Origin of the sequence: Rhizobium sp. SG2393 (assembly GCF_042610495.1) — a bacterium.
Lineage (GTDB): Bacteria > Pseudomonadota > Alphaproteobacteria > Rhizobiales > Rhizobiaceae > RU20A.
In genome coordinates, this window is record NZ_JBHGAP010000001.1 from 1413816 (window position 1) to 1426575 (window position 12760).

Genomic DNA, 12760 nt, shown 5'->3' on the forward strand with positions numbered 1-12760 from the left:
GTAGCGGCGGGCAAGGCCGGAGTAAACGCCCGCCCCGACAATCGCCATCTCGCGCCTGCAACATCCCGCATTGACCTTGAGGCCCCCACCCCCGAAGATTGCCGCTCGCATCGCAACACATGTGAAGGAGCACCGGTGGAGACGGCAACGACGGCCCGCAGCGAAAGACCGGTGAAACTGCCGCTTGCCGAAGCCTTCGAACTGGCGGAAGGCGCGCTTCTGGCCGCCGGCGCGGGGCGTGACATGGCACGCGCGCTGGCCGCCGCGACAGTGGATGCGGAAGCCCACGGCCAGCCGGCGGTCGGCTTTGTCCACCTCGTGGACTATCTCGAAAGCCTCCAGGCAGGCCGGATCAAGGGCGCTGCCGAGCCCCGCCGCGACGACCCCGCCCCCGCCATCATCCGCATCGATGCCGCCGGCGGCATCGCCCAGCACGGCTTTGCGCTCGCCTTCAACGATCTCGTCGCCCGCGCGGGCAGCTTCGGCATCGCGCTTTTCAGCCTCTCCGGCTCCTACACGACGGGCGAACTCGGCTATTACACCCGCCGCATCGCCCAGGCAGGCCTCGTCGCCGTCGCCGCCACCAATGGGCCGGCAATCATGAGCGTGCCCGGCGCCACGGGACCGGTCTACTGCACCAACCCCGTGTCCTTCGCCGCACCGGCCGCCGATGGCGATGTCGTCTTCTTCGACCAGTCCTCCAGCGCCACGGCTTTCGTGAACATCCGCGCGGCAGCCGACAGGAGCGAGAGCCTGCCCGAAGGCATCGCCGTCGATGTGAGCGGCGCGCCGACCACCGATCCCGCCGCAGCACTTCGCGGCGCCCTGCTGACCTTCGGCGCCGAGCGCGGCGCCAACATCGCCTTGATGGTGGAAGTGCTCGCGGCCGGGCTGACCGGTGCCAACTGGTCGCTCGATGCGGCCCCCTTCACTGAGGGCCAGGCCTCGCCCGGCGCCGGCCTGCTGATTGTCGCCATCGCGCCGGCGGTGCTCGATCGGGATTTTTCCGCCCGCCTCTCGGCCCAACTGAAGCGGCTGGAGCGGATCCATGGCGTCCACATTCCCGGCCGGCGCAAGCTGGCCGCCCGTCGCCGCGCAGAACGGGACGGGATCAGCTTGCCGAAAGCCCTGCATGACCGTATCACCGCCTGGCTGACGACCGGCGCGGGAGGAAAACATGGCTGGACATATTCTGTCGATCGGTGAGTGCATGGTGGAACTCATGCAGGCGGGCGACGGCCTCTTGAAGAAGGGCTATGCCGGCGACACCTTCAACACCGCCTATTACGTCCGCCTCTTCCTGCCTGAAACCATCACCGTCGATTATTTCACCGCCGTCGGCGACGAAACGGTGTCGGAGGAGATGCTCGCCTTCATGGCCGGCACCGGCGTTAGCACGCGCCACATCCGCCGCATCGCGGGCCGCATGCCCGGCCTCTACATGATCCACCTGAAGAATGGCGAGCGCAGCTTCTCCTACTGGCGCTCCACCTCCGCCGCCAAATGTCTTGCCGACGATGCCGACGCCCTGCGCGCCGCCATCGACAGCGCCGATACGATCGTCGTGACCGGCGTGACGCTCGCGATCCTTTCCGAAACCGCCGTCGAAACCCTGCTCGCCGAGTTGCGCCGCGCCAAGGCCGCCGGCCGCACGGTCGTCTTCGACCCCAACATCCGCCCGCGCCTGTGGAGCGACAAGACCCGCATGCTGGCGACGATCTCCGATGGCGCGCGCGCGGCCACCCTCGTCATGCCGAGCTTCGACGACGAGGCCACCCATTTCGGCGATGCGACCGTGGCCGACACCATCGCGCGCTACCGCTCCCTCGGCGTCGAAAACATCGTCGTCAAGGACGGCGCGAACGGCGCGACCGTGGCCTTCGGGGCCGCAGCCCCGGTTCTGGTGCCCGCTGCAAAGCCGACCGCCATCGTGGACACGACCAGCGCCGGCGACAGCTTCAACGGCGCCTTCCTCGCGCATCTGACCCAGCACGGCGACCCGCAAGGCGCCGCAGCCTTTGCCGCCCGCGTGGCATCCGCCGTCATCGCCCATCACGGCGCCCTGATCGAGAAGGCGCTGCTACCGGCCTGACCGGCACCCAACCTTGAAAATCCGCGCTGGACAGCCTATCCTTGGTCAGACTTGACCAGGGAGGCGATCATGCCCGTCATCAACATGCTGGAAGCTAAGACCCGCCTGTCGCAGCTCGTGGCAGCGGTGGAAGACGGCAGCGAAAGCGAGATCATCATCGCCCGCAACGGCAAGCCGGCGGCAAGGCTGGTGCCGATCGTTGAGGAGAAACGCGGCGTGCGTCTGGGTCTCGCCGAGGGCCTTTACCCGCCCATGACACTGGAAGAGTTCGACGCCGACAACGATCTCATTCGAGAGATGTTCGAGGCTGAGAAGGATTTTTCGTGAAGCTGCTGGTCGATACGCATGTCGCCATCTGGATCGTCAGCGAGCCCAACAAACTACCGCTGTCGATCCGCACCCTGCTGACCAACCCGGAGAACCGGACCTACGTCTCCGCAGTCAGCGTGTGGGAAATCGCGATCAAGCGGTCACGGCGCGGGGCCAAGGCCATGCCGCTCGATTCCGCCTCGGCCCTGACGCTCTTCCGGCAATCGAACCTGCATCTGCTCGACATCACCCCGGAGCATGCCGCTGCCGTCGAGCAGATCAGCACCGCGCACGCCGACCCCTTCGATCGCCTGCTGATCGCGCAGGCCATCACCGAGCCGCTGGCCCTCATCACCCGCGACAGCAAGATCGCGGCCTACAGCCCGACCTTCATCACCTGGTAGAGGCCGTAGCAATTACAGCAGAAGTGTGCAGCCGTTTCGCGTCCGGAATGGCGCGAAACAAGCAACAACCCTACCGCTTCTTCGCACGGTTCTCGAACGGGTTGTCGGCCGCGCGCAGGTGGATGCGGATCGGCACGCCCGGCAGGTCGAAATCGTTGCGCAGGCCGTTGGTCAGGTAGCGCAGGTAGGATTCCGGCACGGCATCCGGGCGCGTGCAGGAGATCATGAAGCCCGGCGGGCGAGCCTTGATCTGCGTCATGTATTTCAGCTTCAGCCGGCGGCCGGAGACGGCCGGTGGCGGATGCTGGACCTGCTGGGTCTCGAGCCAGCGATTGAGCCGCGCGGTGGAGATGCGGCGGTTCCACACCTTGTCCGTATCGACGATCGACTGCATCAGCTTGTCGAGGCCGTAACCCGTCTGTCCCGAGATCGGCACGGCGCGGATGCCGCGCGCCTGCGGCAGCAGCCGCTCGGTCTTTTCGCGCAAATCGGCGAGCACCGCCTGCGGATCGTCGATCATGTCCCACTTGTTGAAGGCGAGCACGGCCGCACGTCCCTCGCGGATCACGAGATCGACCAGTTGCAGGTCCTGCTTCTCGAAGGGGATCGTGGCGTCGAAGACGATGACGACCGTTTCGGCAAAGCGGATCGAGCGCAGGCTGTCGGCGACGGAGAGCTTCTCCAGCTTCTCCTGCACGCGGGCCTTGCGGCGCATGCCGGCCGTATCGAACATCTTGATGCTGCGGCCACGCCATTCCCATTCGACCGAGATGGAATCGCGCGTGATGCCCGCTTCCGGTCCCGTCAGCAGGCGGTCTTCGCCGAGGAAACGGTTGATGAGGGTGGACTTGCCGGCATTCGGGCGGCCGATGACGGCGACGCGCAGCGGCTTGGTCTCGTCATAGACCGGCTCCACCTCATCATCTCCGACGTCATCGGAGGTCGGCGCAAGATCGATGTTCGTCTCGGCCTCATCCACCTCTGGCGGAAAGGCCCGCTCTTCGCCGAGCGCGGCAACGATCGCATCGCGCAGGTCGATCATGCCCTGGCCGTGCTCGGCCGAGATCGGGCAGGGTTCGCCCAGACCGAGGGTGAAGGCATCGTAGAAACCGGCATCGGAGCCGCGCGCTTCGGACTTGTTGGCAACGAGCACGACGGGCTTGCCGCGCCGGCGCAGCATTTCGGCCAGCGTCTGGTCGGCGGGCGTGAGGCCCGCCTTGGCATCCACGAGGAAGAGCGAGAGATCGGCTTCCTCGATCGCCGCTTCCGTCTGGGCCCACATGCGGCCCTGCAGCGTATCGGGGCCGGACTGTTCGAGACCGGCCGTATCGATGATGGTAAAGCGCAGGTCGATGAGCTTGGCATCGCCCGGCCGCCGGTCGCGCGTCACACCCGGCGTGTCGTCCACCAGCGCCAGCTTCTTGCCCACCAGACGGTTGAAGAGCGTCGATTTGCCGACATTGGGGCGCCCGACGATGGCCACGGTGAAATTCATGGTGTCTCTCCTGCCGATGCCGGGACGCGCCGCCTCCCGGACATCCGGGAGAGAGGCGATCAGGCGGCCTTGCCGCTCGCCGCGATCAGGTCGAGCATGATCTGGGCGCGATTGGAAACGTTGGACGGTGCCTGCGCATCATTGGTGATTTCCTGGAACCAGTCGCGCGCCTTGGCGAAATCGCCCGCCTTGTAGGCCGCAAGCCCCAGAACCTCACGCGCCGAATGGCGCATGCCGTTTTCCGGAACGGCGAAGGCCTCGACCTCTGCCGAAACATCCGCATAGGAGCCGGTATCGACGAGGATGTAGGCTGCGCGCAGCTTCGCAGCATCGCGCACCGGTTCGGCGACCGAACCATCCTTGCCGATTTCGGAAAAGGCGCGCGCGGCACCGGCGGCATCGCCCTTCTGCTGCAGGATGGTGGCGGCACGCATGCGGGCGAGCAGCGGATAGGAGCCGTAGCCGTCCTTTTCCAGGGCGGTCAGCTGGGCAAGCGCCTCATCCGGCTTGTTTTCGCCGGCAAGCCGCATGGCCGTCAGGAACTGGTCGCCGGAGGCGGACGCAGAGCTTTCGTCCCAGTAATCGTAGCCGACCTTGCCGATCGTGCCGAGCACGATCAGAACGGCGATACCGATGATGACACCGCGAAACCGCGTCCAGACCAGTCTGACCTGGTCGGAGCGAAGCTCGTCATTGACCTCGCGGATGAAGCTGTCGTCCTGCTGTACCATTGCCTGCCCGGATGTCCCGGCCCTTTTGTCGCATTGTCCGAAGACGCGCCTTCTAGCCGATTTCGCGCCGATTGTAAGGAAAAAAGCGAATCCGCCGGACGCTTAGCCCATCACGATCGGCGAAACGCCGATCAGCCACAGATGCAGCTTCAGGAGGATGAGGACATAGAGCACCGCGCCGCCGATCAGCGCCATGAGGTCGTAGCGATAGGACACGAAGACCGGATAGGCGATGAGGCCGGCCCGCACCTGCCGCTTCTTGCGGATGCGCACGATGACCGCCCAGGCGAGGAAGGTGGTGAAGAGCAGCACAGAGTTCGTCTCGCCATTGGCCAGAAGATGCGAAAACGCCCAGATCTTGATGGCGACCAGTCCCGGAAACTTGAGGACGGCGCGGATCTTTCCGGGCGGCAGGAAAGCCGCCACGAGACAGATGCAGGCCAACAGCATCAGCGTCAGGGTGATGTGGGCAAGAAACGTCGGCGGCGTATAGAGCATGCCCGTCGTCAGCCGGGATTCGCTAAAGCCATAGGCGATGAGCAGCACGCCGAGGATGGAGCCGGCGCCGTGCACCCCATACCAGACACCATTGCCGTGATTGGCGATCACGCGGTCGCGCAGGCCGGGTCCGAAGGCCGGCACGAGATGCGTGACAAGGAAGATGACGATGCCGAGAACAAGAATGGCCATGGGTGCTTCGCTCCGAATTCTTTCCTTCAGCCAATAGCCCGAGCGCGGCGTGAATGCCAGCCGCATCACATCCGCGCCGCATTCCTGCGGCAACCGGTCTCGCCCATGCCATGATTCCGGAAGTCCTGCCGATGCTGCGTTGTGTCCTTGCCGCCTCCCTCGTCGCCCTGCCCGCCTTGGCAGCAGCCGAAGAAACGGCAGAGTCGGATATGAACGCCAGGCCGCGCCAGCTCGTCATCGTCTCCTTCGATGGCGCCCACGACAACCGGCTCTGGATGAAAAGCCTCGACATGGCAAAACGCACGGGCGCGCATTTCACCTATTTCCTCTCCTGCACCTTCCTGATTACCAAGGCCGGCGACGGCAGCCGGTACAAGGCCCCGGGCAAGGCCTTCGGCCGCTCCAATGTGGGCTTCGCGCAGAGCGAAGCGGAAATCGCCGAACGTGTCGGCCATATCTGGCAGGCGCATCTCGACGGGCACGACATCGGCAGCCATGCCTGCGGCCATTTCGATGGCAGCGACTGGTCGAAGGCCGACTGGCAAGGCGAGTTTTCCGCCTTCCGCACCGCGCTTGAAAACGCCTGGACGACCGGCAGGGTGGCGGACAGGCAACCCGCCGGCTGGCAGGATTTCGTAAAGACCGACATCCTCGGCTTCCGTGCGCCCTATCTCGCCACGAGTCCGGGGCTCGTGCCGGCGCTGAAGGCCGCCGGCTTCACCTATGACGCGAGCCTCGTCTCCAAGGGGCCGGCCACCCCCGACAGGCGCGACGGCCTGCCGCGCTTCGCCCTGCCGCTGGTGCCGGAGGGTCCGAGCGGGCGGCCCGTGATCGCCATGGACTACAACCTCTTCATCCGCCACTCCATGGGCGTCGAAAACCGCCGCGAGAGCGCCGCCTTCGAGGAACGCGCGCTCACCGCCTACCGGCAGGCCTTCGAGGCGCAATATGCCGGCGAGCGCATCCCCCTCCAGCTCGGCTTCCATTTCGTGGAGATGAATGGCGGCGCCTACTGGCGCGCGCTGGAACGCTTCCTGACCGAAACCTGCAAACGCCCCGAGGTTGCCTGCGTCAGCTATGCCGACGCGCTGAAAATGCCGGAGGTGCGGCAGGAACCGAAACAGAAGAAGGCGGCCGGAGCCGCCCTCTGAGTGTGACATCGAGAGGAATGCGGCAGATGCCGCGCTCTCAATCTTCCGTCTGCCGCGCCAGATAGCGCTGGTCGATCTCCGGCAGCGGCTCGTCTTCGATGGCGGCTTCGAAAGCGCGAAGGCGCTTGTAGATCGACAGGAGCTCGACGATCGTCGGCCAGGACGAGACGAGATACTGGAACGAGGACGTCACCTGCCCGAAGGAGTTTGTAATCTGGTTCAGCGCGCCGAGCGAGATCTTGCCGGCGATGATCGACGGCGCCAGGATCACCAGCGAGAAGATGTTGTTGATCTGCAAATAGAAAATGCGGGCGACGTTGAAATACAGATAGTGGAAGTAGAGCCGGAAATAGTTGCTGCGCACATCCGAGAAAAGGTCGGCGACCGTTGGCGGCTGGGCACGGGCGGCGTCGTCTTCGCCGTAGACCAGTTCCTTACGATAGGCGGCTTCCACGCGCTGGTTGCGGAATTCCAGCCCCGGCAGCTTGATCCCGACAAGTGCCAGAAACACGGTCCCGAACAGCGACCAGAGAACGGCCGCCACGACCAGCGGATAGGGAATGGCGCCGACGATCGGCAGTTCGGTGACATTGGCCGAGAGGCGGATCAGCACGGGCGTGAAGGCGATCAGCGTCATGACGCTGTCGATGAGGCTGACGCCGAGGCCCTCCACCGTGCTCGAGAAGCGCATCGTGTCTTCCTGCACACGCTGCGAGGCGCCTTCAATATGCCGAAGCTTCGGCCAGTGGTGCATGTAGTATTCGTTCATCGCCGTGCGCCAGCGGAAGATGTAGTGGCTGACGAAGAAACGCGTCATGACCGCGACGGTCACGGCAACGAGCGCGATCCCCAGGAACACGCCGATCTGGCCATAGAACTGCTCGGCCGTCACCACCTGGGTTTTCGACACTGCACCCTGGATGAGATCCCAGAACGGACCGTACCAGTTGTTGATCGCCACGCTCACCTGCACCTGGAAATAGGTGACGAACAGGATCAGCGCGGACCCAAGGATGGACCAGTTCTGCCAGCGGTGCGGGGAAAACCAGTACCAGAAACCGGCGAACAGAAAGACCGTTATGCCGAAGTAGATGTAGAACCAGATGAAGGCCGGCGACCAGAAGGCGGAGACGCCGACAACCGGCGGCGCATCGGCAGCCACCGGCGGCATGCCGAAGTAAGACCCGGCCTGCTCGCCAAAGACGTACCAGATCGCCACGGAGACCAGCGACCAGAGAACGACGGACGAGAAGAACAGTTTGGGATTGGGAAAGAAGGACTTGAACACGGGCGGGGCACTCGCTTTCTTCCGGGCGCGCAATCAGTCGTTTGAAAGGCCCGTCTGAGGCGCGAACCTAGGACAATTTGCGCGCCGCAACAATCGCGCCTCTCCCACCTTACGGAGATTTAACGCTTTTTGCCCTCGGGCCATTGAGGCAGGTGGCAGGTCAGTCCGGCAGCGTGACGATCAGCGGCCCGTTGCGCGTGACGACGAGCGTGTGTTCGAACTGCACGGTCGGCGCGCGCGGCTCGCTGTAGAGCGTCCAGTCGTCCTCCTCCCCGCTTTCCGCCCAGTGAGCGCCGGTGGAGAGAAACGGCTCGATGGTGAAAACCATGCCGTCCTTCATGACCCGGCGTTCGGACGGGTCCGGCCAGGTCGCGATCTCCCCGGGTTCCTCATGCAGGGAATAGCCCACACCGTGGCTGGCAAGGTTGGTGATCAGCGTGTAGCGGTTCTTGCGGGCGAATTCGCCGATGGCATTGCCGATGGCGGCCAGCGACTGGCCGGGCTTCACGGTCTTCAGGCCGACGAACAGCGCCCGGCGGCCGTCGCGCACCAGACGCTCGATATCGGGCCTGACCGGCGGCACCGGGAAGGAGGCGCCCGTATCGGCAAAAAGCCCTGCCTTCTCGGCGGAGACATCGATATTGACGAGATCGCCCGCCTGGATCACGCGGGCACCCGGAATGCCGTGGGCCACTTCCTCGTTGACGCTGATGCAGGTCGCGCCCGGAAAGCGGTAGCAGAGCTCCGGCGCCGACTGCGCGCCATGCGCCTCCAGATAGCGCCGGCCGATGTCGTCGAGTTCGGCGGTGGTGATCCCCGGCTCGAGCGATTCGCCCATCAGCTTCAGCGCCCGCGCGCAGATGCGGCCGATATCCTTCAGCTTTTCGAGGTCGCCTTCGTCTCTCAGGGTCATGTCCGTCTCGCTTTCGCCGCGTCATCTAGCGCGGCGCGCAACGCGAAGCGAGACGGGACAGCGCAAAAACTGTGCGTTGCCTGTGCTTCACGCCTCGACCGGCGCATCCGCCGCGAGCATCTCGCGCACCATCGGCGCCACCTTGGTGCCGTAAAGCTCGATGCCGCGCAGGATCGCGTCGTGCGGCATCAGGCCGATCGCCATCTGCAACAGGAAGCGGTCATTCTTGAAGAGCTTCTGGTGGCGCGCGATCTTTTCGGCCACCAGCTCCGGACTGCCGACGAAGAGATTGCCGTCCGGCCCGCGCGCCTGATCGAAATGCGCCCGGCTCGTCGGACCCCAGCCGCGCTCGCGGCCGATCCGGTTCATCACCTCGGCCTGCGGGCCATAGAAGATATCGGCCGCCCGCTCGGTCGTCGTGTCGATGAAGCCGTGGACGTTGATGCTGGTCTTGAGCCGCGTCGCCGACTGCCCCGCCCGGCGGGCCGCTTCCCGGTAGAGGTCGAAGAGCGGCGCAAAACGGCGCGGTTCACCGCCGATGATGGCCAGCGCGACCGGAAGCCCGAGCGCCCCGGCGCGGGCCACCGACTGCGGCGTGCCGCCGACCGCGATCCACAGCGGCAGTTCCTGTTGCAGCGGGCGCGGATAGACGCCGCGCCCCTCGATCGGCGGGCGCATCGTGCCGGACCACGTCACCTTCTCCTGCTGGCGCAGCGCCATGAGAAGATCCAGCTTCTCGGAGAAGAGATCGTCGTAATCATCGAGCGACTGGCCGAAGAGCGGGAAGGATTCGATGAACGAGCCCCGCCCCGCCATCACCTCGGCCCGCCCGCCGGAGATGAGATCGAGTGTCGCATATTGCTGGAAGACGCGCACCGGATCTTCCGACGACAGCACCGTCACCGCACTCGACAGCTTGATGCGCGCCGTCTTCGCCGCCGCCGCCGCCAGCACGACGGCGGGCGCCGAAACCGCATAATCCGGACGGTGATGCTCGCCGAGACCGAAGACATCGAGCCCGACCTTGTCCGCCAGTTCGATTTCCTCCAGCAGGTTCTTCAGCCGTCGCTCGCCCTCCCTGCCCTTGTCGGCAGCGTTCGGATCGACGTCGGCGAAGGTATAGAGCCCGAATTCCATGGCAGTATCTCCAAGTGTTTGCCCACACATAAGGGCAATCACCCGCCTTGCCTATCGCAGGCGCGGCGAACGCAGTGTTCAATCGGAAGAGGATGCATCAAAGGGATCGAGGAGCGAAACACCGGTGTTGCGGAAATCGCGGGTGTTGCGGGTGACGAGCGTCAGGCCATGGATGAGGGCAGTGGCGGCGATGAGGGCATCAAGCAGCGGACGTGGGTCCGGGACGTGAAGTTCTGCAGCCTTGAGGGCCGTTTCTTCGTTGAGGCCGATGATACGGCCCTCGAAGGCCGGTCGAACCCAATCGCTCAGCCAGATCTGGATCTGCCGCGCCTGCACGGCGTCACGGCGCGCCTTCAACAGCATGCCTTTTTGAATTTCGAAGAGCGTCAGCACCGAGATGTGGAGATCGACGTCGGACACCATCGAGAACCAGGAAACGACCCGTGGATCAGCTCGCCCGGATTCGATCTTCCGCGCCTCGGAAAGGACATTCGTATCGAGCAGATACATCAGTCCCCCGCGAAAGGATTGGGGCGACCCTCCTCATGGAGGCGCGGCGGGATATCGAGCTCGATGTCTTCGATTCCGGGCATGGCAAGACGGCTTGCAAAGCTTTTCGGCGGCTCGGGTTCAGACACATCTTCCCCCTCCTCCCCCTTCAGCCGCCGATAATCCTCCATCGGCATCATCACATAGGCGGGCGCGCCGGCCTCGGTGATAATCACCGGGCCGCCATCGGCAGCCTTCAGCGCACGGCCGCCTTCCGCGTCGAAGCGGGTCGAGGGGATGGTCATCGGCGTATTGAAGGACAGGGGCTTGTTGAAGGTCATGATGGCGGCGCCTCCGGTGTGCCGCCAGTCTACACCATGCTGAGCGCCGGCTCAAACGTGAGCCGCGCCCCCCTCACCCCAGCGTGCGCTCCACCGCCCTGTGCCAGCCCTTGAGCTTGGCCTTTCGCGTCTTCTCGTCCATGGAGGGCTCGAAGCTGCGGTCGCGCTTCCAGGTGGCGGCAAAGCCCGAGCGGTCCGGCCAGACACCGGCACGGCTACCGGCAAGCCAGGCGACGCCGAGCGCCGTCGTCTCAAGAATCACGGGGCGATCGACGGGCGCATCGAGCAGGTCGGCAAGACGCTGCATGGTCCAGTCGGAGGCAACCATGCCGCCATCGACGCGCAGCACCGTTTCCTTCTCGCCCTTCCCGCCCTTCTTCTTCCAGTCCTTGTGCATGGCGTCCAGGAGGTCGCGGGTCTGGTAGCAGACGGCCTCCAGCGCCGCGCGGGCAAACTCCGCCGGCCCCGTATTGCGCGTCATGCCGTAAACGGCGCCGCGCGCCTGCGGATCCCAGTGCGGCGCGCCGAGCCCGGTAAAGGCCGGCACCAGATAGACCTCCTGCGTCGGGTCAGCCTTTTCAGCCAGAGCACCCGTTTCGGACGCCGACTTGATGATACCAAGACCGTCGCGCAGCCATTGAACGGCAGCACCCGCAATGAAGATCGAGCCTTCCAGCGCATAGGTGGTTTTGCCGTCAAGACGATAGGCGATCGTGGTCAGGAGCCGGTTCTTCGAGGGCACCATGTCGGCACCCGTGTTGAGAATGGCAAAGCAGCCCGTGCCATAGGTGGATTTCATCATGCCCGGCTCGAAACAGGCCTGGCCGATGGTCGCCGCCTGCTGGTCGCCGGCAACGCCGAGGATCGGAATTTCAGCGCCGAATAGATCCTTGTCCGTCACGCCGAAATCGGCGGCACAATCCAGCACCTCCGGCAGGATTTGCGCCGGCACATCGAGAATCATCATCAGATCCTCGTCCCATTTGTTCTTGGCGATATTGTAGAGCAGCGTGCGGGACGCGTTGGTGGCGTCAGTCACGAAGGACTTGCCGCCCGTGAGGCGCCAGATCAGGAAGGTGTCGATGGTGCCGAAGCACAATTCGCCCTTTTCCGCCCGTTTGCGTGCACCTTTCACATTATCGAGCAGCCAGGCGATCTTCGTGCCGGAGAAATAGGGGTCGAGCAGCAGGCCGGTCTTCTTCGTGAACGTCGCCTCGAGATCCGCCTGCTTCAGCTTCTCGCAATGGCCGGCGGTGCGGCGGTCCTGCCAGACGATGGCGCGGTGGACGGGTTCGCCCGTCTTGCGATCCCACAGCACGACGGTCTCGCGCTGGTTGGTGATGCCGATCGCGGAAATATCGGAAGCCGAAAGCTTCGCCTTGTCCAGCGCCGCCTTCACGGTCGTCACCACCGTGTCCCAGATCTCTTCGGGATCATGCTCCACCCAGCCGGATTTCGGATAGTGCTGAGTAAATTCCTTCTGCCCGACGCCCACCACCTTCTGGTCGGCGTCGAAGATGATCGCCCGGCTCGATGTGGTGCCCTGGTCGATGGCGAGAACGTAACCTGCCATGATATGTCTCCCTCCCCGCGGCACGCCCTCCCTGGCCCGACCGCTGTTTCGCCGAATTTCAATACAAGCCAAAAACGAATGTCAAACGAAAACAAACGCGCCCTTTGGGCACCCGCCGCCGGCTGAAAAGCAGCATGGACAGCCGCC

The 12760-nt window shown here is 64.7% G+C and carries 14 protein-coding genes; 5 read left to right on the forward strand and 9 right to left on the reverse strand.

Features of this window, described 5'->3' with window-relative positions; genetic code table 11:
* Positions 1–135: 135 nt before the first annotated feature.
* The 4 genes from ACED18_RS06625 to ACED18_RS06640 all read left to right on the forward strand — a co-directional run bounded on the left by ACED18_RS06625 (position 136) and on the right by ACED18_RS06640 (position 2805).
* Entirely contained in the window at positions 136–1206 is a 1071-nt protein-coding gene (locus ACED18_RS06625; RefSeq protein WP_377290180.1) for an Ldh family oxidoreductase, read from the forward strand.
* Complete coding sequence (locus ACED18_RS06630) at positions 1178–2092, forward strand: sugar kinase (protein WP_377290182.1); 915 nt, start codon at positions 1178–1180, stop codon at positions 2090–2092. The genes ACED18_RS06625 and ACED18_RS06630 overlap by 29 nt, the downstream gene beginning before the upstream one ends.
* Before the next feature lie 69 nt (positions 2093–2161).
* Positions 2162–2419 (forward strand): type II toxin-antitoxin system Phd/YefM family antitoxin, encoded by a 258-nt coding sequence (locus ACED18_RS06635; protein WP_377290184.1) that lies wholly within the window; start codon positions 2162–2164, stop codon positions 2417–2419.
* Positions 2416–2805 carry a type II toxin-antitoxin system VapC family toxin gene (locus tag ACED18_RS06640; protein ID WP_377290186.1) on the forward strand — a complete coding sequence of 130 codons (390 nt, stop codon included), beginning with the start codon at positions 2416–2418 and terminating at the stop codon, positions 2803–2805. Before ACED18_RS06635 ends, ACED18_RS06640 begins: the two co-directional genes overlap by 4 nt.
* A 70-nt stretch (positions 2806–2875) precedes the next feature.
* Here ACED18_RS06640 and der read toward each other — a convergent pair whose 3' ends face one another.
* The 3 genes from der to ACED18_RS06655 form a co-directional block, all read right to left on the reverse strand.
* Positions 2876–4300, reverse strand: coding sequence for a ribosome biogenesis GTPase Der (gene der / locus ACED18_RS06645; RefSeq protein ID WP_377290188.1), 1425 nt, complete (start codon positions 4298–4300; stop codon positions 2876–2878).
* Between the two features lie 59 nt (positions 4301–4359).
* Positions 4360–5031 carry a tetratricopeptide repeat protein gene (locus ACED18_RS06650; protein WP_377290190.1) on the reverse strand — a complete coding sequence of 224 codons (672 nt, stop codon included), beginning with the start codon at positions 5029–5031 and terminating at the stop codon, positions 4360–4362.
* A 102-nt stretch (positions 5032–5133) separates the two neighbouring features.
* On the reverse strand, positions 5134–5721 hold the full coding sequence (locus tag ACED18_RS06655; protein ID WP_377290192.1) for an NnrU family protein: 588 nt from the start codon (positions 5719–5721) through the stop codon (positions 5134–5136).
* 131 nt (positions 5722–5852) lie between these two features.
* Here ACED18_RS06655 and ACED18_RS06660 point away from each other — a divergent pair, with 131 nt between their 5' ends.
* A complete protein-coding gene (locus ACED18_RS06660; protein WP_377290194.1) occupies positions 5853–6872 on the forward strand; it encodes a polysaccharide deacetylase in 1020 nt (339 codons plus the stop codon).
* A 37-nt stretch (positions 6873–6909) separates the two neighbouring features.
* Here ACED18_RS06660 and sbmA read toward each other — a convergent pair whose 3' ends face one another.
* From sbmA to glpK, 6 genes are all read right to left on the reverse strand, one after another.
* Positions 6910–8160, reverse strand: coding sequence for a peptide antibiotic transporter SbmA (gene sbmA, locus ACED18_RS06665; protein WP_377290196.1), 1251 nt, complete (start codon positions 8158–8160; stop codon positions 6910–6912).
* Positions 8161–8320: 160 nt separating this feature from the next.
* Entirely contained in the window at positions 8321–9073 is a 753-nt protein-coding gene (map, locus tag ACED18_RS06670) for a type I methionyl aminopeptidase (protein ID WP_377290198.1), read from the reverse strand.
* A gap of 87 nt (positions 9074–9160) precedes the next feature.
* The gene (locus ACED18_RS06675; protein ID WP_377290200.1) at positions 9161–10210 is read right to left on the reverse strand and encodes an LLM class flavin-dependent oxidoreductase; all 1050 of its coding nucleotides are present in this window, start codon (positions 10208–10210) and stop codon (positions 9161–9163) included.
* A gap of 78 nt (positions 10211–10288) precedes the next feature.
* The gene (locus tag ACED18_RS06680; protein WP_377290202.1) at positions 10289–10720 is read right to left on the reverse strand and encodes a type II toxin-antitoxin system VapC family toxin; all 432 of its coding nucleotides are present in this window, start codon (positions 10718–10720) and stop codon (positions 10289–10291) included.
* Positions 10720–11040: a type II toxin-antitoxin system prevent-host-death family antitoxin gene (locus ACED18_RS06685; RefSeq protein ID WP_377290204.1), complete on the reverse strand. Its 321-nt coding sequence runs from the start codon at positions 11038–11040 to the stop codon at positions 10720–10722. The genes ACED18_RS06680 and ACED18_RS06685 overlap by 1 nt, the downstream gene beginning before the upstream one ends.
* A gap of 73 nt (positions 11041–11113) precedes the next feature.
* Positions 11114–12613, reverse strand: coding sequence for a glycerol kinase GlpK (gene glpK, locus ACED18_RS06690; RefSeq protein WP_377290206.1), 1500 nt, complete (start codon positions 12611–12613; stop codon positions 11114–11116).
* Positions 12614–12760 lie beyond the last annotated feature (147 nt).